The organism is Haladaptatus cibarius D43, from assembly GCF_000710615.1.
Classification (GTDB): Archaea; Halobacteriota; Halobacteria; order Halobacteriales; family Haladaptataceae; genus Haladaptatus; species Haladaptatus cibarius.
Genome location: NZ_JDTH01000002.1, coordinates 681,233 through 702,817 on the forward strand (window position 1 = coordinate 681,233; position 21,585 = coordinate 702,817).

At 57.2% G+C, this 21,585-nt stretch carries 23 protein-coding genes and 1 tRNA gene; 9 read left to right on the top strand and 15 right to left on the bottom strand.

From position 1 onward, the window contains the following. Positions 1-150 precede the first annotated feature (150 nt). On the top strand, positions 151-381 hold the full coding sequence (locus tag HL45_RS08840; RefSeq protein WP_144240040.1) for a hypothetical protein: 231 nt from the start codon (positions 151-153) through the stop codon (positions 379-381). Between the two features lie 276 nt (positions 382-657). Here HL45_RS08840 and HL45_RS08845 read toward each other — a convergent pair whose 3' ends face one another. Both HL45_RS08845 and guaB read right to left on the bottom strand, forming a co-directional pair. Then, on the bottom strand, positions 658-2,307 hold the full coding sequence (locus HL45_RS08845) for a M99 family carboxypeptidase catalytic domain-containing protein (protein ID WP_049970750.1): 1,650 nt from the start codon (positions 2,305-2,307) through the stop codon (positions 658-660). A gap of 372 nt (positions 2,308-2,679) precedes the next feature. Next, positions 2,680-4,173 (bottom strand): IMP dehydrogenase, encoded by a 1,494-nt coding sequence (gene guaB, locus HL45_RS08850; protein ID WP_049970751.1) that lies wholly within the window; start codon positions 4,171-4,173, stop codon positions 2,680-2,682. Between the two features lie 467 nt (positions 4,174-4,640). Between guaB and HL45_RS08855 the strand changes: the two genes are divergently transcribed. From HL45_RS08855 to HL45_RS20355, 8 genes are all read left to right on the top strand, one after another. Beyond that, positions 4,641-5,579: a DUF5794 domain-containing protein gene (locus HL45_RS08855; protein WP_049970752.1), complete on the top strand. Its 939-nt coding sequence runs from the start codon at positions 4,641-4,643 to the stop codon at positions 5,577-5,579. Between the two features lie 71 nt (positions 5,580-5,650). Continuing rightward, positions 5,651-5,875 (top strand): DUF5795 family protein, encoded by a 225-nt coding sequence (locus HL45_RS08860; RefSeq protein ID WP_049970753.1) that lies wholly within the window; start codon positions 5,651-5,653, stop codon positions 5,873-5,875. A 43-nt stretch (positions 5,876-5,918) separates the two neighbouring features. After that, positions 5,919-6,093, top strand: a tRNA-Trp gene (locus HL45_RS20810). A gap of 152 nt (positions 6,094-6,245) precedes the next feature. Then, the gene (locus HL45_RS08865; RefSeq protein ID WP_049970754.1) at positions 6,246-6,770 is read left to right on the top strand and encodes a DUF488 family protein, N3 subclade; all 525 of its coding nucleotides are present in this window, start codon (positions 6,246-6,248) and stop codon (positions 6,768-6,770) included. Then, positions 6,767-8,398, top strand: coding sequence for a DUF7845 domain-containing protein (locus HL45_RS08870; RefSeq protein ID WP_049970755.1), 1,632 nt, complete (start codon positions 6,767-6,769; stop codon positions 8,396-8,398). Before HL45_RS08865 ends, HL45_RS08870 begins: the two co-directional genes overlap by 4 nt. Positions 8,399-8,694: 296 nt before the next feature. Further along, on the top strand, positions 8,695-9,027 hold the full coding sequence (locus HL45_RS20350) for a hypothetical protein (RefSeq protein WP_144240041.1): 333 nt from the start codon (positions 8,695-8,697) through the stop codon (positions 9,025-9,027). A gap of 268 nt (positions 9,028-9,295) precedes the next feature. Further along, complete coding sequence (locus tag HL45_RS08880; RefSeq protein ID WP_049970757.1) at positions 9,296-9,739, top strand: immunoglobulin-like domain-containing protein; 444 nt, start codon at positions 9,296-9,298, stop codon at positions 9,737-9,739. A gap of 39 nt (positions 9,740-9,778) precedes the next feature. Next, positions 9,779-10,945 carry a chymotrypsin family serine protease gene (locus HL45_RS20355; RefSeq protein WP_144240042.1) on the top strand — a complete coding sequence of 389 codons (1,167 nt, stop codon included), beginning with the start codon at positions 9,779-9,781 and terminating at the stop codon, positions 10,943-10,945. A 374-nt stretch (positions 10,946-11,319) separates the two neighbouring features. On the opposite strand, the gene HL45_RS08885 is transcribed toward HL45_RS20355, so the two are convergent. The 13 genes from HL45_RS08885 to HL45_RS08940 all read right to left on the bottom strand — a co-directional run bounded on the left by HL45_RS08885 (position 11,320) and on the right by HL45_RS08940 (position 21,526). Then, entirely contained in the window at positions 11,320-11,859 is a 540-nt protein-coding gene (locus HL45_RS08885; RefSeq protein WP_049970758.1) for a hypothetical protein, read from the bottom strand. Then, positions 11,859-12,380 carry a hypothetical protein gene (locus tag HL45_RS08890; protein WP_144240043.1) on the bottom strand — a complete coding sequence of 174 codons (522 nt, stop codon included), beginning with the start codon at positions 12,378-12,380 and terminating at the stop codon, positions 11,859-11,861. The genes HL45_RS08885 and HL45_RS08890 overlap by 1 nt, the downstream gene beginning before the upstream one ends. Next, positions 12,377-12,754, bottom strand: a complete 378-nt coding sequence (locus HL45_RS08895) for a hypothetical protein (protein ID WP_049970760.1) — start codon at positions 12,752-12,754, stop codon at positions 12,377-12,379. Before HL45_RS08895 ends, HL45_RS08890 begins: the two co-directional genes overlap by 4 nt. After that, positions 12,754-14,262 carry a hypothetical protein gene (locus HL45_RS08900; protein WP_049970761.1) on the bottom strand — a complete coding sequence of 503 codons (1,509 nt, stop codon included), beginning with the start codon at positions 14,260-14,262 and terminating at the stop codon, positions 12,754-12,756. The genes HL45_RS08895 and HL45_RS08900 overlap by 1 nt, the downstream gene beginning before the upstream one ends. 839 nt (positions 14,263-15,101) lie before the next feature. Next, positions 15,102-15,338 carry a hypothetical protein gene (locus tag HL45_RS08905; protein ID WP_049970762.1) on the bottom strand — a complete coding sequence of 79 codons (237 nt, stop codon included), beginning with the start codon at positions 15,336-15,338 and terminating at the stop codon, positions 15,102-15,104. A 6-nt stretch (positions 15,339-15,344) separates the two neighbouring features. Next, positions 15,345-15,584 carry a hypothetical protein gene (locus tag HL45_RS08910; protein ID WP_144240044.1) on the bottom strand — a complete coding sequence of 80 codons (240 nt, stop codon included), beginning with the start codon at positions 15,582-15,584 and terminating at the stop codon, positions 15,345-15,347. Between the two features lie 5 nt (positions 15,585-15,589). After that, the gene (locus tag HL45_RS08915; RefSeq protein ID WP_144240045.1) at positions 15,590-15,784 is read right to left on the bottom strand and encodes a hypothetical protein; all 195 of its coding nucleotides are present in this window, start codon (positions 15,782-15,784) and stop codon (positions 15,590-15,592) included. Then, positions 15,772-19,542 (bottom strand): hypothetical protein, encoded by a 3,771-nt coding sequence (locus tag HL45_RS08920; RefSeq protein WP_144240046.1) that lies wholly within the window; start codon positions 19,540-19,542, stop codon positions 15,772-15,774. The genes HL45_RS08915 and HL45_RS08920 overlap by 13 nt, the downstream gene beginning before the upstream one ends. Positions 19,543-19,547: 5 nt before the next feature. Next, complete coding sequence (locus HL45_RS08925) at positions 19,548-19,763, bottom strand: hypothetical protein (RefSeq protein ID WP_144240047.1); 216 nt, start codon at positions 19,761-19,763, stop codon at positions 19,548-19,550. After that, the gene (locus HL45_RS20815) at positions 19,760-19,921 is read right to left on the bottom strand and encodes a hypothetical protein (protein WP_158413680.1); all 162 of its coding nucleotides are present in this window, start codon (positions 19,919-19,921) and stop codon (positions 19,760-19,762) included. Before HL45_RS20815 ends, HL45_RS08925 begins: the two co-directional genes overlap by 4 nt. Further along, a complete protein-coding gene (locus HL45_RS08930; protein ID WP_049970767.1) occupies positions 19,921-20,550 on the bottom strand; it encodes a hypothetical protein in 630 nt (209 codons plus the stop codon). Before HL45_RS08930 ends, HL45_RS20815 begins: the two co-directional genes overlap by 1 nt. Continuing rightward, positions 20,551-21,171 carry a hypothetical protein gene (locus HL45_RS08935; RefSeq protein ID WP_049970768.1) on the bottom strand — a complete coding sequence of 207 codons (621 nt, stop codon included), beginning with the start codon at positions 21,169-21,171 and terminating at the stop codon, positions 20,551-20,553. A gap of 1 nt (position 21,172) precedes the next feature. Then, positions 21,173-21,526, bottom strand: coding sequence for a hypothetical protein (locus tag HL45_RS08940; protein ID WP_049970769.1), 354 nt, complete (start codon positions 21,524-21,526; stop codon positions 21,173-21,175). Between the last annotated feature and the right edge of the window lie 59 nt (positions 21,527-21,585).

Below are 21,585 nucleotides of genomic sequence, written 5' to 3' on the forward strand. Positions count from 1 at the left end.
GTGCCTGTCACGGTGATTATTTACTGAACTACCGCCAGCGGCCGCCAGTTGGCTACTTTGCTTTTCTCATTATGAGTTGGACGTTTGTTCCGTTTGATGCTCACCTCTTTAGACAGAAGATTCATACCGAACATAGGGAACATACAAACTATGACACGAGATTTCGGCGCGCCGGATGAGGATATCCAGTCTCGTGGGTCGCTTAAGTACTTCCTGGGTGTTCCGCTCGCGGTTATCCTGTACGTAGGCGTCGTCCTCGCCTTCGTCAAGGGTTCGGAATTTGTCCCGAATCTGCCCCCACTCGTGGACGTACTTGTGCTGATTGTTCTGATTGGCGTGGCGCTCTATGGCGTATTTCGTATCGGCAATTTGATTAAGTGATCGTGTCGTATGATCGGTCGTTGTACGCGTTGATATAAACGGGGATTCCGCTTGTCAAGCAGGGCTGTAAGAGATAGATGCTCTATTCAAGGCACGTTATCACGTACCACAATTACAATAGTTTCAGGTTATCTAACTCCAGCGAGTTTACCAATCCCACTCTGAGGTGCACAGGCTTTGGGATATCCGTCTGAGAGCACCGATAGCAATCACAAAATCAAAGCGTAAGAACCGAAATCTTCCGTTAAAACGACTAATCAGTAGTCGTGGGAAAATTCAGACCAACAGCATGAACGTTCGACTCCCACTACTGCCGTCGCCGAGCGTGTAGTCGATGGTGATTTCGACGTTCTCGCCGACCATATCGACGGGCGAGCCGTTCGATTTGAACTGATAGAGCGACACGGTGCCGGATGAACCGGGCGAGAGAATCGCGTCGTTGGATGCATCGGTGCTGTGGCCGTCCCAGTCGAGGTCGATAGAGCAGGGGAGCGAAACGCCGTTATTGATGTCCGTCACGCCGTTTTGCACGTCGGCGTCGATGAACAGTTCGCTAATCCACTGGCCTTCGCTGTAGGAGTGGTCGCGGAGTTGGTCGATGGCGGAGTTTTCCGGCGTAATCGCCACGTCGTGAATGGTCATGTTCGACCCCGCGTCGTTCGTGACGCTGAATTTGAGGCCGGACTGTTTGCCGTTGCTGTCCACTGGCGCGTTGATTCCCTGCACGTCGTCCTCGTAGACCAGTGCATCGCCGCCGACCGTGAAGGAGTCGAAGCCGGGCGTCCCGTCCGCGAGTTCGTAGTGAACCGTGAACGTGACCGGTTCGCCAGCCATATCGACGGGCGAGCCGTTCGACTTGAACTGGTAGAGCGACACAGTTGCTAGGGAATCGGCCGAAAGAACTGCCTCTTTATCCGCGCTATCACTGTGACCGTCGGAACCGAGGTCGATAGAGCAGGGGAGCGAAACGCCGTAGTTGATGTCCGTCACGCCGTTTTGTACGTCGGCGTCGATGAACAGTTCGCTAATCCACTGACCTTCGCTATAGGAGTGGTCGCGGAGTTGGTCGATAGCGGAGTTGTGGGGGTCGATTTCGAGGTCGGTGATGCGGGCGTCTTGTCCGAACGTGTTCGAAATATCGAATCGCAGGCCGGACTGTTTCGTGTTCGTATCTTCGGCCGTGTTGGTCGCGATTACGTCTTGGCTGTACGAAACCGTCTCGGTGATGAGGCCGAATCGCTGGAGGAACCCCTGTACTGCGGCGGTCGTTTCCCTGACCTGCTGGGAGAGCGGGCGACCGTTCTTGCGAGTCGTCTCGAAGATGATTGCGCCTGTGTCGAGGTCGGCTCCGACCTTGTGTTTGAGCATCGGACTCGACCCGTCACTGCTGGAGTAGCCCGAATAATCGTAGGTGGAGTCAGCGATGTAGTTTTTGTTCAGATACGAGACGAGTTCCTTTCGGTGGCCGGTCGCACTGGCCGCGCGCGTCGAGAAGATACCCTGTCCGACGCCGCCGTCGTCGGAGCTATAGATGCCGTAGGAACTGTGTAGGTCGAAAAGGAAGTCGATGTTCTCGGAGACGACTACGTCCCAGATTTCGCGGGCGAGGGCGGTCGTCGGTTCCGACCCGGCCGGGAACTGTCGGTTGAGGTCGATACCGCCGTTGTACACTCGGGAATCGTTCCGAATCGCCTTCACGTTCGCTTCTGGCAGGACGACGAGTTTCCCGGCGTCGATGCGCCAGTCGGCAATCTTCTGTGCCGCTGTGTAGCCGTTCGCCTCGTCGCCGTGCATGCCGCCGACGACCATCACGGTCGGGCCGTCCGCGTCAGCTTCGCGGACGTACACGGTTGTCTCCTCGCTGGTTCCGGTTCGAATCGTGTAATCGGAGCGCTGCGCAGATGCGAGCGGTGTCGCCGAGAGCATCCCGACAGCCGAGGAGAGGCCAACAATACCAGATTTAATATATGTGCGTCTATTTACTTTTGAGCCGAATAACCCGGCTCTATCGTCGTTTCGTGTCATGATTTCTCACGAAGTGAGCTATCCACTTCATTCATTCATGTCCGACTCATTTAGTTACACCCTAGGCTTAACATACGAATCTATTATAAGTCAGAATATTTTTCTTAGAAACTCTATACATCTGGACGAGGTTCGTGCGGTATTATTTTCAATCCACCTGCTATATTCCGAAAGCCACAACAGCCTCTCGAAGGACGGTTTCTGTCGCTCACCAGAACGAGATTTTTCGAATGCACAGCAAAAAAGAAAAATCGTCCCAGTCGCTCGGACTGCCTATTCGCCGGGACTGTAGTTCGGCGCTTCGTCGGTGATCATCACGTCGTGGGCGTGACCTTCGGTCTGCCCCGCCGAGGAGACGCGAACGAACTCGGAGCGTTCCTTGAACGCCGGAATCGTTTCCGCACCGACGTAGCCCATACCGGACTGCATCCCGCCGACGAGTTGGTGGAGTTCGCTTTCGAGTGTTCCCTTGTACGGTTTCGCGGCCTCAACGCCTTCCGGAACGTACTCCTCGTCGTCTTCCGGGTCGTCTTTTAGATAGCGGTCGCCGTCGCCGCTTTTCATCGCGCCGACGCTGCCCATCCCGCGGTACTGTTTGTATTTCTTGCCTTCGATGGTGATGACGCGACCCGGTGCCTCGTCGGTTCCAGCGAAGTACGACCCGAGCATGACTACGTCTGCACCCGCCGCAATCGACTTGATTGCGTCGCCGGAGTAGCGAATCCCACCGTCCGCGATAACGGGGACATCGTGCTCCGCCGCCACGTCGGCGACCTGCGAGATGGCCGTAATCTGAGGCATTCCGGAACCACTGACGACGCGAGTCGTACAGATGCTACCGGGGCCGATACCGACCTTCAGGCCGTCTGCGAAATCGACCATCGCTTCCGCCGCTTCCTCCGTCCCGATATTTCCGACGACCACGTCGGCCTCGACGGACTCTTTGATTTCCCGTGCGCCGTCGATGACGTTCAGGTTGTGCGCGTGGGCGCAGTCGATGAACAACACGTCCGTACCTGCTTCGTCCGCGGCGACTGCTCGGTCGGTTTCGAACGGGCCGACGGCGACGCCGACCCGGAGGTGGTCGTCCTCGTCGCGGACTGCGTCACCGTACTCTCGGCGCTGGAGGACGCCCTGCATCGTGATGAGGCCGGTGAGATAATCCTCGTCGTCCACGATTGGCACACGCTCTATTTTGTGTTCGTACATCAGCTCGAGCGCTTCACGCGCGGTCACCGATTCGTCGGCGGTGATGACCTCGTCGGTCATCGCCTCTCTGACTTCGTCGCTATCCCCGACTTCGAGGTACGGACGAATGTCCGTCCCGGAGATGATTCCCAGCACTTCCCCATCGTCGTCTACGACCGGTGCGCCGCTGACGCCACGATGTTCCATCATCGCGTCCACTTCGCGGACGGTTTGGCCGGGATTCGCCGTCACCACGTCGCGGATGATGAGTTCGTCGGCGCGCTTTACGCGTTCGACTTCGTCAACCATCACCTCTACGTCCATGTTTCGGTGGAGGACGCCGAGTCCGCCCTGTCGGGCCATCTCGATTGCCATCTCGCTCTCGGTGACGGTGTCCATCGCCGCCGAGAGGACGGGGACGTTGAGTTCGACGTTCTTCGAGACACGGGATTTTACATTCGCGTCGTCGGGTTCGACACGGCTCTCTTTCGGGCGTAGAAGGACATCATCGAAAGTAAGCGCCTCTGGTACACGGAGTTTCTCGGAAAACGAACCGCCGTTGTGAGAATCGTTCGCCATGTAATGCGAACGTAGCGGTTACTGAAAAACGTTGCGTGATTGTGCTCCACTCACGATTGGCTTTTCTATTTCTATACATGTCCGTGAGTATTCTTCACCGTCACCGGCCCAAACCTATATCTTGTTGAAAAACAGTCGGTGAATGAGCGAATCTAACAACAATCGGTAGCCATGACAGCTATTTTCACGTCCATTTTGCGCCCCATGGGGGCATCTGTCACGCAACACTTAAGCAGAAAACCACAATAATTGGAGGTATGGACTCTACCAGTCTCACCGTAGAGCGCATTGCTGGTCGGACGAGTGGCGACTCCTTTGCTCCGATTGCAATTTTTGCGAAAATGTGCTCCACACTCACACTGGTAGGGAAACGACCTGCACGGAATCTTCGACCGAAATCGCATTCCCGGTCGTATAGCAGGTATCAACACCCTTCACCCACGGGTCAGGGTTATCGTGGCTAGTCAATGAGTAGCTCACAACATCCAATCGCCTATCGTTTAGAGCAACAGGTAGGCGGTGCGACGAAGTTGCTGGCGACCGTCATGGGGCTTCCCCTCATCGACGGCATCTTCCCAGCGATGGTTCTCGCCGGAGCGATAGACGACCCAGTCGGCATCGTGCAAGTCGGCCTCCTCGTCTTCGGTGGGAGCGCCACCGTCGCCGTCATTCTCGCCGAAATGGACGGCACGCCGCGCGAACAGGCGATGACCGTCCTTGCGGTTGGCGTCGGAATCATCGCGCTCGCGTCCGTCGAGGCCGCGTTCGCGCCGACCATCGAGAGCGCGCTGAACATGGACGTTTTCAAGCGGTTCGCCGCGGTGGTCATGGCGGCCATCGCCGCGAAAACCGCCAGCGCACGAGTCGGTGAATATCTGCCGAGTCCCGGTGTCATCATCGGCTTCGGCATGCTCGCCAGCCTCCAACCCGCTGGATTCGAACTGATAACGACCATCGACACGACGCGCGTCCTGCACGCCGCGGCGGCCGCCGGAAGCGGTGTCGGCTTCGCACTCGCGGTCGCCCTGCTCGGCCCGTGGCTCCGCGACGTCGTGGACATCGACCGCTTCCGCTTCGGGAGCGCAGTCGCGCTGGGCGTCCTGCCCCTGTCGATACTCGGCCTCGCGCCGGGTCGCGCCCCGCTGGCCGTCCTCGCGGTCACCAGTCTGCTGGCGCTCGACCCCGGCGAACAGGTGGATGCAACCATGGAAGTCCCCGACCAATCGCAGCAGGCGAACGAGGGATCGGATTCGTCGGACAATCCCGCGGTGACCGACGGCGGCAAGAACGAAGATGTCGCGGTCGCTGACGCGGACGATGCTGCCGAGGACGACGACGATGCCGTCGAAACGGCCTACGGCTACCCCGGCGAAGAAGACGGCGACGAACGCCGTCCGTGGCTGTAGGATTTCCGTCGCTACTTCTCGCCGGACGCGTTCTTGTAACGTTTTTCCGTCTCCCCGTTCCTGTTTTATCCATGGTCGAAAATCGTGTCGTGCAGGGGCGGATGGTTACACCGAAGAAACTCGCCGAGATTGTCGAAGGCGAGTCGGTGATGGAAGCCGACAGTATCGAGGAGGCAGACCGCGCCTGTCCGGACTGTGGCGGAGACGTATTGAAAGTCGGCTACATGCCGAGTGTGACAGCGTTCATCACAGGATACAAGTGCCAAGACTGCGACTGGCGGGAGCGCGAGGAGTAGAAACCGAAACCCCTTTAGGTGGATTCACCCTATCAAAACCCGCGGGGTCGTGGCCAAGCCAGGGATGGCGACTGACTCCAGAGGCTACGCGCCCGGGACGAAACTCCAGCTGATATACCGAGCGAGTGACTGATCATCGCTCGCGTTGACGACCCTCTGGAGTTCCGAGGCGCACCGGAGATATCAGTCGATCGGGGGTTCAAATCCCTCCGACCCCACTCCGTATAAAACTATTGCGGAAGGTTCTGCCGTTACTTACCATAGGTAAATCCGACAGCAACAGGTCTGTCGGTTTCAGGGAGGTTACTCGTAACCTCCTGAATTCCCTCCCGTTACTTCAGGCGATTCCACGTCAGGGAGGTGACTCGGCGTGAGTTCCGACGAGTTCGAAGGTCGCCTTCGAACGACCTACGTGTCGGCTATCGGTTCTGTCGTCAAGCCGCACGAGGACGACCTCGTCCTTGGCGTTATCCGCTACAAATACGACTTCTTCGAGCGCACCGTTGACCGAAACTGCCCAGCGCTCGCACCGCCTCGCCAACTCCTCAACCAGTTCAAAAAGGTCGAGAAAGCCGCCGAATCCGACGGCGTTCCAGACCCAGCACGCGCCGCCTGGGCCTCCGTATCTTGTCGGGAGCGATACCTCGGCTTCCTCGAAAGACCCGGCTCTCGGCAGTGCATCGAGAGTATCCGCGACCGCCTCGACGACGGCCAAGATGTCTGGCTCGTCTGTCTCGAAAAAGACGACACGTTCTGTCACCGCCGACTGCTCGCGGCGCGAGTGCGTGGAAGCTCACCGACGCACTGGAGCGAACTGCACGAGCCGCCGGAACAAGAGTCCGATAACGACCAGCCTGCTACTCTCGATGATTTCGAAGGTGGTGAGACGGCGTGACCCACGTCGCGCCCGCGCCCCACGAGTTCAAAGCCAACCTCAACTTCGTCAAACACGGCCTCTCACCGTATTGGGCGCTTTCCTCGTTGCTCATCGACCAGTACGATGGCTACGCCGACGAACTTGAGTTCCAACTGCAAGGCGAGATGTGGGAAGTCCGCTTCTCGTACAACTCCGGCGGCATCGCGCCCCGGTTGTCCGACCCGATCAACAGCGAGACACTCCTCGAACCGAAGGTTCACCTCTCGGGCGACGGCGAACGGAAAGCCGACTACCACATTCGCCCGCGCTTCGCCGGGATGCAGACGCCCGATGGTGACCGAATCAACACGCCCTTCGATCGCGGCTCGATGCCCGACGAAGGCGTGAACGTTCGTATCCAAGGAAGCAACCTCGAACACGACGAGTACGCACAGCTACTCCCGCAAGCTATCCGACGGTTGGCGAACGAGGCGGGAAACGGATTCAACCCGAAGTACATCCAGCCGCGGAACATCCACGAAACCTCGAACTGCGACGAGTACGAACGCTACGCGCGTCTTCGTCGTTCGATGAATCAGAAAGTCATCGGAACGGGTGGCGTTCTCCAGAAGCTCCACCACTTGCTCGTTGACCAGGAGGGAGTCAAGTACAGCCTCGACGTTGACAACGAGGACGTCGTCGGGAAGATGCACAAGCTCCCGCTCCGACGGAGCGCGGCGCGCGAACTCCCGGTCGGCAATCGCGGTAAGCAAATCAAGAGCTATCTGTTGAAAAATCCCAACAGCGTTGACGAGACGGATTCGACGTATCATCCGAAATTTGGTGTCCTCTTTCGGAAGTCGTTGAACGGCTCGACTGTTCCGTGGAGCGACCTGGACGACCTCCGTCGTGAGCTCGACGAGACGATAATCAACCTGCTGTACTGGTCGGGCGTTCCGACCGACCCAGACCATACGACGTTCGTTCCCGACGATCACTTCGATGCAGTCGCGCACAACGGGCCGACGCTCCGACTGTTCGACGACCCGACGCCACAGCTCGAAGCGAGCCAGGACGCGCTACTCATTCGCCAACTTCGAGAGCTGACCGACTCGGACATGGAACATCTTCGCGCGATGACTGACGGCGGTCAGATGCATTACGAAGAGGTCGTCGGAGAAGCGGAGACATCGGTTTCAACGCTGTACCGGACGCTCCAGCGTTGCGATGCCCTGCTGGAAAGCGACAACGGCGTTGTTCGCTGGCGCTCGAAGAAGATGCGTCAGGACATCAAAGCCGTCTGTGAGCGTGTCGAGGATACGGTCGAGGCAGCCGCCGACAGCGCCGCGCGTCTAATGGGGATGGATCCTCAGCAACTTCGTGAGAAGGGCTCGGCATTCCAGTCGTGGCTCAACCGCTACGGTGCGGAGCTTATCGAAAACGACCACGAGATCAGCCAATCGGCGCACATCAAAGTCGAGGCCGTTCTCTCACGGTACAGAAGTGGGTCAGGCGAGTTCATCGGGAAGGTTCTCGATTACCTCGAAGTCTGTTGGGCAAAAGCTGGCTTCGATAAGCCGCTCGACGGCACGCTGGTTGAGTACAACACCGGCTCAGGATACGAAGAGATTCGCATCGGGAGCTTCAAAGATCAGCGAATCCGGTAGCGCCGGACTGCTGAGTGGCAACACTATTTTGGTTGCACTTTACCACAAACTCACTTTCATTCGGTGGTGCGAGTCTACAAGCTGATTTGTTTTTCGCCAGTTCACATCCACTGACGAACGCATAGCGACCGGCGTCGCCGAGCGGGTGTTTCCCGACGAGCGGGCAAACCCCCTTACGGGGTGTGCCTAAGGGCACCCTCCAAAAAAATACTCCCGCACCCCGCTCAGAACAACGGAACAGCGGAAACCAAGGTGGGGGCGCTACAACAGTCGCTCACTCACCATCGAGCACCTCTTTGACGACGTATTGGTTGTACCAGACCATCGCCAAACTCAGCACAACGAGATATGCATGCGAGGTACTCGGTAACGTTTCCTTCCCGTTCGATGCCGCCAGCCACGGGGAAGATGCCACAGCCCGCGACCTCCCCTGGACAATGGCGCTGAAACGGACACACTGCGACGGCGGCCAGATTACGGTGAGTGACCTCGCAACGATGGCCCAGTCGTCGGAGCGGTCGGCACGCGACCTGCTCAAGACGATGACCGACAACGGTGTTCTCCGGATGGATCAAAAAGGTTCCACCGTCCGCTACGTTGCGACGTGGGAGGACTATGGAGAGAGATAGTCGAAGAGCGAATACGAGACAAAATGTGGCGGTACAGCCTCGATTGCGCGATCAGAAACAGTCAATAAATCTATAAATGTTTTGACCACTTCCAGTCCGGTTTACACTATTCAAAATTTGCTGCCGATATTCGAGCGTAGCGGTGTCTGAAATATGTTCAAGTGGGTTTGAGAGTAGCATATGGCACTAGTTTTCCGATCTGATCGTTCCTTAAATAGACAGTATTATAACGGGAATAGCTTAATAGTCACGAATCTACGATTCTGTCATGAAGTTGGTTTCAGAACTGTACTCTCCCAATCCTGTCGATGAGTATACGCTCTCTGACGACGAGATTCTATACAAGGAAGGAAATGGTCTTCGGATTTCTTCTAATAAAGAAGTTGTTAAAATTGGGAAACAGATTAAATTCGAGATTGAAAATGTGTCTGATGAGGAAGTAATCGTAAGCCCTGGGAAGCCCTATACTCTATTAAAGAAAATAGAAAACGATTGGAAGGAAGTAGTGGAAACAAGTGAAAAGGGAGTTTTCCTTACAATGGTCGGCATTCCCCCTGGAAATATAGACAATATAGAGATGATCATTGATGAAAGCCAATTTTCTAAGCCAGAAACTCTTTCCATGATAGGAGAGTTTACTCCCGGAAAATATAGGTTCATTTATTTAGGTCATAGGCCCTTCTTAGCTATTGATTTCATTGTGTCAAAATAAGTAAAATATATTTATATCGTCTACGGAGATATTTTATTCATGGAAAAAGAATCTGAAAATTCAAGTTTAGGGCGTCGCAAATACCTCTCATTCGTCGGTGGAGGAGTAGCCGGTAGCTCAATAATCAATAAAGTTGGTTCAGTTACGGGTTCACCCGTTGACGTCGTAACTGAAATTGGTGGTGATGGCACTAAATACTACAAAAGAATCCCGCGAGATTGGTGGGAGTACAACAAAAAGACAGACTCAGCGCTTAGAACAGCTAAATCCCACCTACTCAGTCATCCGGACATAGATTCAATCGGTTTGACAGTAGATCGTTCAGACGGATTAATCTCAGGACGTTTGAAACCAAAGCTACGATATTCAGTTTATAATGAGAACGGAAGTGAGGTTGTCCCAAATAGTGTCGGTGGTATCCCAGCTGTGGTAGAACAGTCAGAGCCTACTGAGCTGTTAGCATATGATGAGTGCCCATATAATACTGGTCACTATGAAAGCATCGGTGGTGGTACTGGTATGTACGCTAAAAAAGAAAATGGAAAAAAGGTTTTTGCGACCTCTTGCAGCGTCATGCAAAAGAATAACAATCGGTTCCTGCTAACAGCAAATCATACATTCCAATGTGAACCTAATGATCTTGATGCAGCATATCAAGGAAATCGTGTTTTTGGTTACGTTTCATCCTATTCATCATCCAATGATTGGACACTTATTGAGTTAAATGCCGATGAAAGTTGGACAAATGCGATTCGGGTTTCAGATGCAATCAGTAATCCTATAGTTTGGGGACACTTCACTGAAGCGGGGCTTGAATATCTCTTTGCGGATCCCAATCACTACGTTGGTAAGCAGGGCCGGTCAACCGGTTATACTCTAGGGGAAATAACTTCAATAAAGAACAGCGGCTTATCGTCAAGCAAATATCCGTGTGTGGACATTGACAACTATATCGAAACCAGTACTGAAGCAGCAAAGGGTGACTCTGGGGGTCCAATATGGTCTGAAAGCTCAAATGAAAATGGAGATGTATCGGTAGTAGCGATGACGAATAGTGGTTCAGTCCCAACTTCCAAAAACACCTGTACAACACCTAATAATGGAGGGTTTGTAGTTCACGCAAAAACTAATGGGATTGCCGCATATCAGGTGTTTAGAGATAGTGACTGTTACTTTGGTACAGGACATCTGGATAGAGGTGAATAGTCCTTAAATCTCACTGATATAAGACATATTTTCTTCCCGGTGTTCCGTTGATGCGCTGTTAGCTGTTACTTCTATGATTTTGGCTACTGTTCACCGAGGGAGTTCAGCCGTAGTTCTTCGAAGCCGTATCGGAAGTGAGAAATAACCTGTGTAAGACCGTTCTTCGCGGCATCTACCGGTTGGCAAGATACTTCACGACTTGACTGTGATCGACCGTCTCCATTGGAAGACACCACGTTGTTCAAGGGTCATCTCCTGGTGGGTTCAAAGGTTGTCACGATTTCCGGCCACTACCAACTCCGCAAAGTAACTAACTTGGCTCTGTTCAATCCCTTGCTCTGTGATAGTTTATCAAAGTATTGCTGTCCCAACGTTCACTTCTCAGACTCGGCGTCGAGAACCTCCGGAACGAAGTACTGATTGTACCAGATCATCACCACACTCAGCACGACGAGATACCAGCGCGACGTACTCGGCAGCGTTCCCTCCCCGTTCATCCTCGCCAGCCACGGGAGGAAGATGCTACAAGCCGCGAGGATGCCCCAGCCGAGCGTGAGGCGATCCTGATCTCCCTCGAAGGGAAGCGGCAGGTGCACGTTGGCGAGAAGCGTCACGAGGCCGTAGCCCACGAGCAGGCCGACGCCAACATCGACGTGGTACGGCTGGCCTGCGTAGTTCGTCATCACAAGGACGCCCGTCATCACGCCGACGACGGTCGCCGCCACCTGCAACATCGTTCGCTGCTGGGTCGGCGGAATCTCGTACCCACGTCGATAGAGCACGTAGGCGACGACTCCAGCAACGACCAGTCCGAGAACCTTCAGACTCGGATTCACCCACCACGGCGGCGTGAGGTAGAACTCAACCAGCCACCGCGGTCCTTGTTCGATTCGGTAGAGCGGATTCCTCGGCATTACCTGGTCACCCGTATTGCGGCGACCGACGCAATCACGCCGATGATCATCAAGAGGACAATCTGGAGCCACGGCGGTGCAAGCCCGATACTCGTCATCCCGTAGCCAACCGTCGCGGCAACGACGACGCCACCCGCACTACCGATGTTGGTGTACGAGATGGCCCCGAGGAAGACAGCCACCATCAGAATCGCCGTGATGATGGTACCCGCGTAGGTCGTCCCACCGGGAATCTGGTCACCCGTCCCGATGACGAACGACCCGAGCCGAGAACTCATCTGGCCGAGCGTATCGAGACTCACTGTGCCGTTATTCGGAAACCACGAACTCTGGTTTTCCAAGGCAGTCTCGTTTTCGTAGTACGGCGCGGTGTCGTTCAGCGCGCCAGACGTCGAGTTGTTCGCTTGTGCATGCGCGACGCCAGAGCCACCGACGGGAATCGCAATCATCGCAAGCACCGCAAGTAATCCAACCAGCAGATGAACCGCAAGCTTCCGCTGGGAGTGCGTGTGTCGAATCATGCTGAGCTTTTCACCAACCGTATGACGGCCATGTAGAACGCCACGACGAGCGTTCCACCAAGTAAGATGGTTACTCGTGGGGGCGCGGCGTTATCCAGCAGGACGAACACCGGCCAGTGGATCCACGCCAGCAGTCCAACGAACAGGTTCCAAACCAAGATTGCCGGGCCGCCGAAGGCACCGATCAGATTGGAGATGACGCCCGACACGCCGTCGAGTTTTTGCTCAGGCGTATCTGCCGGACTGACTCCGTCGGGCCCCTTCGTGATGAAAAACTGCGTCACTCCGGAATTGTCGTAGGTGACGGCACCACCGCCGAACATCACGGCTCCCATGACGAAGTAAATCAGCACGATCTGGGAGGCTCGAATCATTAGAGTCCCCTCCGTATCGCGGCAAACGACAGGAAGCCTACCGAGGCCACGAAGACCACATCATACGTCACCCCGAAGCCGATAACGCTGAATCCCGTGAGCGTGAGTACGCCTGCGAGTCCCGCGATTTCGCCGCTTGGTTGAATGCTCCCGACACCCGCGACGACGAGGACGGTCACGAGCATCGCAAGGAAGCCAGTGAAGGCGGCGCGAGCACCACCGGGCGGAGACAGCGCGGCCAGCGCCGCGATGCCCTCCAGCAGACTGTGATCGTTCCCGATGGCTTCGCTGAGCGCTATCTCGTAAGTTTCAGTCGCACTCAGGCCATTGCTGGTCGTCCACGTCACGTTCACCACAAGCGTGGACTCGTGGAAGCCGTCGAGATTCAGGGACTTCGAGAGCGTCCCTGGGTTCGAATCCGAGGCCGTCCACACGGTGGTCGTTGTGCTGTTCGTCCGGAGCGTGGCGGTCACGTTCCAATTCGTGACTGTCTGGTCACCCTCTCGAACGGAGACAGAGATGTCCGCGCCGTCGAGCGCCGGGAGTCGTCGCACTTGTGGATGAAGCACCACGTTCGGTGGCGCTCCCTCAAGTGTCGTTACACCCTCTGGAGTGACCACGACGGTTTGCGTACTCGGCGTGAGGGGCGTGTACGTTCCAACGATGCGCTGGTCTCCGGTCTCGACGTTGTGCAAGACGAGGCGGTGTCGCGTGTTGTACGCGAGTTGCGCGGGGAACTCACCGGATGCACCGAAGTAGTCCCCGAGGACGGTTTTGTAACTCCCATTCAGCGCACGCTGCACGAGGAGAACCGTGTTGTCATCAGGATAGTTGCCGGTGTAGTCGTCGATGCTGAAAATCGTGTCAGAAATCTCCCTTCCGTCTGGGAGCATGTAGATGGACTGCGTGTCGTAAAGCGAGGGAACGAAAATCCGCCGGTTGTAGTAGCCGTCGGCCTCAGCGACGACGATAAAAGGCTTGTCCGCAGGCAGTCCCGTCATGTTGATCACGCCGTTCGAAGTGTTTCGGGTGAAGACCTCGACTGCGCCGGTTTCGTTCGTGAGCATCCGGAGCTCAACCTCAGCGTTATCCACGAGGTCGGATGGTGCGCTCTCGTTGAAGATCCGCAGGTCAGCGGGCGACGAGAACTGTGCGGTTTCCGAGGTCGTTCGATGCCCGTACTGGTCTTCGACCTCGATGTGCCAGTCGTGTGTGCCAGCATCCACGTCCGAGACTTCGAACGACGTGGTTCCGTTACTCGATGGCGTCGTCGTCCCACGTTTGATGTCGTCAACGTACCAGTGAACAGTGAGGCTGTCCTGCGACCGACCGAAATCGACATCGGACACATCTGCAGAAAGCGTAACCGGTAGATCCGCGGTCGTCGTCGTGGTGTCTGGCGAGAGTGAGGTGTTGTCAACGGTCGGTGCGGAGGTTTCGACGAGAATACCCTCGTCATGTAATTGCGCAGTCGGATTCGCACCTGTCTTTTCGAATGAGACGTTCACTCGCCACTTCTTGTAGCTCGACCCACTGATGTCGAGTGAGTAGTTGCCAGTGGAGGTGTATTCTGCTTGATTAACTACCTGCCACTTTCCACTGGTCGAATCATACGCTTGCCATTCGACTGTTGCTGATTCATTGACGAGCGTCAGATTCGTCCATGCTTTGTCAGCGTTATTGACTGAATGGTTGGAAGAGACATATGTTCCTGATTCTGCATTATCTGAGGCTTCTAGATTGTCGATGTAAAGCGTTGTGTTACCATGATCACCGGAATCGCAATTTCCAGAGGGAACTACCTCAAACACTACCTTCACTTCGCCATCTACCGATACATTTTGTGTTACCGTCCCTGATTTCGTCGTATTTCTCCCTCTCGGGATACCCTCACTATGCACCTTTATTCCATCAGAGTACACTTTCCAGCGTGCATTTTCGTACCACACTTCTGTGACCGTCCGCCAATCGAACTCGAACGTTTGGCTTCCAGAGTACGTTCCGATCGTCCGGTTAGCCCGCGCAACGGAACACTGATAGACTCGATTTTTTAGTTCAGCACCGTCATTTTCAACCGTCGCATCCCCGTCTGTATAGGTAGTCCATCCATCCAAGTCACCGTCATTGAAGTCGTCAATCAGGCGATGTACCGTTGCTAGTTCAAGATATGAACTCATCCCGGATCCTGCCACCGCAAGATTCTCACGCATCGACGCGTTCTCGAAATCCTCATCCGTCGTATGCTCACTCCCGACGGCTAACTGCCCATGGCTCGCATTCACCGGCACTGCCGACACGAGCAGGACACTCGCTAGCACCGCAAAGACCACAGTATGTGTCTCGCGCATCACTTCGCACCTCCACTCACACCCGTGAGGTACACGACGGTGAGCACGGTCACCACCATCGCCGGGAATGCAAGTTGGAACAGGTACGCCGTCCCCGTCCCGAGTTCCCCTGCGTTGTCATTCATCACTGTGTACATCGGTTCCGCCAAGAACCCGAGGAGCAAGACGGCGACGCCGTAGTAGACGACATCGACAGGCGTCAGGCGGCCACGGGTATCTGAGTAATTTCTGGTCATGATTGGTTAGTTCGTTCTCGCCGAGATGCCGAGGCTGATAATCATCGCAATGACGAACAACGGCAGGATGAGCTGGAGGAGCGTCGCACTGAGCGGATCAACCACGCGCGCCCCCATCTGAATCGCCGTGTAGACCCACGGCGCGACTGCGATGAACGAAATGAGCGTGGCGAACGCCAGCACAATATCGACGTACTGCACCCGCCCCCGCGTATCACTGAGTCGGTCCAAAAGAGTGTCCTGCATCGTCGTCACCCAGACTGAAGCCAACTTGCCAACGTCAGCAGAATCATCATCGGGAGCATCAACGACACCAGAAACTGGACGTGAACCGGCAAGCCGTCGAGTGGCTCGCCAGTCCAGTACATCCACGCCGGGGCGACGATCACAATCCCGAGCAGTGCGAACACCGCGAACCAGAATCGAACCGGGTTCACAAGAACCACCCATCCTGCTCGTCACTCTCACTTTCACTCTCGCCAGTCACGTCAACGCCGAACCCGTCGAACGAAAACGTCGCTTCTGCTGCTTCGATACCTGCGCCGCCCGCGGCCTGCGCTTTCGTCTGGCGCTGTTCGGTCAGGTCAACCGCACCAGACCCGAAGTCGCTCGCCACTTCGCGCGGGCCTGCACCAGTCCCGAACGCCGTCACGAACTCGTTGAACCAGCCCGCGCCCAGTCCACGGTCGCCGCCGCTCGATCTGCCGCCACCCAGCGAGAATTCACTGCCACCGCGCCGCTTCGACTTCCACGGGCGCGGCGGTTCGTCCTCGACCTCGGTTTCCGTCTCTGTCTCCGTCTCCCGCTCCGCCTCAAATTCCAGCTCAAGCTCAAGATCGTTCCGGTTCCGTCGGAAGTCGGGGCGAGTCTGTTGGGCCGTATCCGTTTGAGATTTCGCTCTCGTGTCCACGTCCGTCGCAATGTCTAAGTCCTCCTGCATGTCGGTGTCCGTGTCTGCGCCGACGAACCCGCGCACGAGGTCGAGGTCTATCTGCCCGTTTTCAAGCATCTGCGAGAACTGCTCGCGTTGCGCCTGCGTCTCCGCTGGCGTCTGTGGTTGCGTCAGCGACAACTCGAATCGGCCGCGAGGACGCCCCTTTCGGGCGTTCAACTCCGATTCTTGCGCGCGGTTCTGTCGCCGCCGCGATTCACGAACCGTGTCCGTTTCCGACGCGAACGGGCGTCCAACGCCGTCGTAGTCGCCGCCCTCCAGCACCTCGTATCCCGCCTTCACTTGCCGGTCAACCGCCTGCTGGTACAGATTCGGCGTCACGCGGTCGTCCTGAATCTCACCCGAGGTTTCCGTCCCACGACTTCGCCCTCGCCCCGCGAGACTCGCCTGGCCGCTCTCGTCCGCCACGAACTCCCGCACGTTCACGCCGAACTCCTGCATTGCCTGTGCCAGTTCACTCCGCCCTTGCGCGTCGCCCGCGATGCGTTGCAACGATTCGGACGGTTCGGACGATTCCACCGCCGACTCGATGTCGCCCTCGACCGGCGTGGTACTCGCCGTCTCGGTTGAATCCGCGGACTCAGTCGCACTCTCCGTTTCCGATGTGGTTTCCGCTCCCCGCGTTGGCCGCCTGCTGTCCAATGTCGCATCGAGGATGCTACTCGTATCGCTTCCGAGTGGTTCGCTCTTCGCGGCCACGAATGTCGATTCTGACGCCCTCGGTCGCTCCGTCGATTTCGACGCCCTCGGCTGATCCGTCAATTCTGACGCCCTCAGTTGATCCGTCGATTTTGACCCCCACGATTGCCCGCTCGCCGTGTCGAATTCCAGTTCTCCTCTGGCTTGGAGCAGATGATACAAGTCACCCGAACGCTGAGCCTCCGTGTCAACCTCCAGTTCACCGCGGGTACCGCCCGCACGGATGGAGTCAACCACCGCGTTCTGGTACGGCGTCGCCGGGAGCTCGCCCGTCCGCGCGAACTGGGCCGCACGGGCCGCCTTCGACTTCACCGCGCCCGCCGCACGTTTCCCGCCGCGAATCGCCGCTTCCTCCGAAAAGAGAAGCGGTTCCTTGTTCGGGAAGTAGCGATTCGCCGCCTTCCGTCCCTTCGCCGCTTTCGTCGCCGCGTAGCCCGCGCGCCCGAGGGCTTCCTCGCCCGGCTGGATGGCCATCCGTGTCGCCAGTTCGGTTCGCTTCCCGACCTTCGACGCCGTCGAAATCGCGCCATACGATGCCGCGAAGCTCCCTGCGAGGAGTCCCACGCTTTCAGCGGGGTTCTGTTTTGCCTGTTCGACGACAGCGGAAGCTACCGCCGTACCTCGATTCCTCGACTCGTCTAGAAACTCCCTTCCTCGACCTTCTAACGTCTCATTGGTACCGTATGCTCCATATTCCACACCTTCCAGACCAGTCTCCACCAGCCCCGGAACGTCCGCAATCGCACCCGTCCCTTTCACGGTGCCTTTGCCGAACCCACTGAGATTCGATTCGAACGCGGCGGCGGTGTCATCCTTTCCTGCGTACCGCAACGCAGTCGCAATCCCGGAGTTCGACGCATTCTTTTTGAACTCCTTCGCTTCACGGTTTAATCCGACCGTCCGCAATCCATCCGCAATTATAGAGTCCGACCCGCCTCTGCCGTCATCGAACACCGTCTCGGCCACGTCGTTGGTCGTCGCCGTGATTGTCTGACTGGCACCCTCCAGCGCGCCCTCGACCTCGTCTTCCGGGCCGCCGAGGCCGAACGACCAGTCGAAGTCATCCTGATCGACGGCCTTTGTTTCGACTTCCAGTTGGCCGGTTGGCCCGCGCCCAACGTCGGCGTGCACGCCGGGATTCGCGGCTTCGATTTCGTCTTCGAGGATTCGCTCGCCGAGTTGGCCGCCGGTACCTGCGTTCTGGCGGTTGTGCGTCTGGGCTTCGATGTCGGTGACGTTCACTGACCCGTCTTCATCGACGCTCACGGACAGGTTGCGGCCCGATTCGTCTTCGAGTTGATTCTCGATGGTGTCGGCTCGCCACTCGCGCCATTCGTCGGTTCCACGGGTCGGTGTCTCGACTTCATCGGTCGTCAGAACGTGCTGGCCGTCCGGGGTTTCCAGTTGGTCGGGTTGGTCGCCGAAAATGGGCGTGTACTGCACCGAGCCGTCCGATGCAGTGTTGACTTCGACGTACTCGGCTCCGGTCTGGTCTTTGATGCGCTGTCTGGTGAGCTTCTGTTTGCCCTCGTCGGAGTACTGCGCCACCAATTTGCCGTCTTCTTCACGAATCGTGACGTCGTCTTCGTCGAGGCCTGCGCCGTTGTTGGCAAGGATTTCTTCTTCGAATTCGCGCGCTTGCCTCCGTCGGTAGGCCTGTTGGTCGATGTTCAGCTCGACGGCGTTCTCGCCTTGATTGTACTCAATCGACCAGAGGTCGCGTTGGTTGTACAGCTCCGGGTTGTTGTTTCTGAGTTGCTGTTGGAGGTCATCGACGGCATCGGTCGCACCGAGTCCTTGCTGACGATCCGTATCGTCTTCCAATCCGGAGAGGCCGTCAGACGGCGCTTCGTCTTCGATGCCGGAGGGACTTCCCGTCCCTCCTATCCTATCGTTCAACTCGTCCCCTGTCGGGCCTTGCTCATCGACGTCCCGGATGTTGTCGTCACCGCCGTAATCGATTCCGCCGGGCGCTTCGAGCCGGTCGGGCGGCGACGAGCCATCACCGGAACCACCCGACGACGAGTCGCCTGTGCTGTCGTCTGGGGACGACCCCGAATCAGGCACGTCACGAACGTTGTCGTCGCCACCGTAGTCGATTCCGCCGGGGGCTTCGAGACGACCGTCGAACGAACTGGTTCGCGCCATCTCCGTCACATTTGCCGACTGATCCATCGTCTCCAGCGAGTGATTCGTCGGTGGTGCCATCTCCGCGGTCTTTTGCACCTCTTCGACGAACTTCTTGTTCCGCGACTTCGACTTCTTATCGACGCCGACGTCTGCTTCTATCGACTCCGCCGCCGAGGTCACAGTGTTCCGCGCCGCCTTCCTTGCTTCCGCGACGGCCCGGTCGGTATCAATCGCCCCCGCCTTCGAGGACGCCGCTTCTACTGCTTTCTCGGTCGCTTTCTTGGCTTTCTCCGCACCACTTTTGGCCGCTTGTTCGGCTCGACTCGGTTCGTCACTCTGTCGGTCGTCTCGATGTTGTGTAGCCGATTGTTTCGCCCGCTTCTTCTCGTCACTCCCACCGCCGCCACCTCGTGTATTCGGCATCGGCATCAGTCGTCACCTCCAGTTGCCGCGGCCTCTGCCGCCAGATACTGTGTTTGGGCCTTGTAGCCAATGCTGAAGGCCCCGACCACCGACACACCAGCAGCAACGAAGAGGGCGTGTTGCACTATCCCCGATGCGAAGAGGCCGCCACTCACGCCGAACACGGCGGTCGCAACGAACAGCAGTCGAGACGCCAGCACGCCTTTCTGCCACGTCATCATTCGTCCTCACCGCCGTCCGTGCAAATGCTCTCGATACGCCCGCTGGTGCCCGTTCGCTCCGCGAGTTTCTCCAAGAGTTCCTCGTAATCACTCGCGGTCATCACGGTGCTCGACCGGTGCCCTTCGCGTTCGATGAGTTCGAGTCCAAAGCCCCGCATTACATCCCACCTGCCGTGAATCGGTAGCCAGCGTAGATGACGAACGTCACGGCGAGCAATCCGTACATCAGCGCGGTCTGGCTCATCCCGCCGAAGAGATTATCGAAGAATCCCGGTGGTTTGTCCTCGGCTTCGAGGTTGATGGTACGCTCGACGAGGTCAACCTCGATGCCGGGGTACGCCGGGTCACGGAGATTGATCGGGTCTGCTTCACCCTCCCGGTGGAGTGCAACCCATGCGCCAGTGTCGCCGTCGGCGACCATCGCTTTGCGCGGGAAGTAGTATGGCTGGCCGTCGACGGTCACTTTCGGTAGACCCGAGCCGTCCTGCTCTGGCTTCACCCACTGCGGACTCGTCAGCGTTGAGTCCAGTCGATACCACTTCACGTACCCCTTCTTAGCGAGCCGACTACCCCGCTGGAGGTGGCGAGCAACGCGCAGATAGTCCAGCGGCGACGTGGACACATCAGGCGGCGAGAAGTCGATAGGTTCGCCTTCCTCGAACTCTTCGGCGAGTTCGTCGAACTCTGCTTCGCGTTCTGCCCGATGCTCCTCGTAGTACCAGTACGCGACACCCGCGCCAGCGATGCCAACCACGCTGAGCAGGAGGGTGACGATGAGGGTGATCATTTAGTTCGCCCTCCCGCGACCGAGCAACGGACTTGTATCCGTGTCCGCGTCGTCCTGTATCTCGTTGCGGCGAACGCGACCGAAGTAGTTGTCCTGCAATCGCGCGCCCTTGCTCTTCGTCGTCTCGTGGTACGCCGCCGCCAGCGAGTTGAAAATCGGCTTGAACGGATCGAGACTCGTCTTCTCGTCGATTGCCGCCGCCTGCTCGACGCTCAACGAGTAGCGCGAGTCCGCAAGCGCGTTCCAAATCTCGTTCCCGCGTTCGAACAACGCCGTCGTGCGGCCATGCTCGTCGATGTCGTCGTCGTCGAGTGGCTTCCAGATCTGGGGCTCATCTTTCATTTCGTTGTAAAAACTGAACCCTTCGTCGGCGAGTTTGACCTTCGTTTCCTGTACTGCGCGCTTCCGGAGCGTCTCGCTAAACGCGATGTCAGTGACGAGGCCCTTGCGGACGCTCCGCATTTGCATCGCAATGTCCTCGTCGTCGTAGTAGCCGGTTCCGAGGTTGATTTGTTCGAGTAAATCGCTGTACTCCGAACTCCGAATGATGGAGAAGGCGACGTCGAGGTCGTCGCGCGGCTCGGTGTCGTTGCCACTTGCTTGGTGTGGTTGTGCTTCCATGTTAGAGATCCTCCGCGAGTGTTTGGCTCATGAGCACTGCCCCGAGGAGCATCACGAGGCCACCGAGGCCGAGGCTCCCGAGGACGCCGATGTTCAGTATCTGTGCGAGTGTTCTGGTCTGGTAGTCGTAGCTCACGGTGGCGTTGTCCCGAACCGCAGTGCCGTTGAACTCACTGTAGGAGTACGAACGAGTCTCTCCAGTCCGGATTTCGACGCCCGTCAGCGCGATGGCGCTTCCCGCGATGATGATGATGGCCGCGCCGATCATGGCGACGCCCTTGTAGCGCAGAAGCTGGCCGATAAGCCAGACTGCGAGGCCAAGAACGACCAGACCGGCCACGACGTTGAATAGCATTAATTGGTCACCTCAGGCTGTTCTGGGTACGATAAAAGAAGGTGAATCGTGTCGGTGGC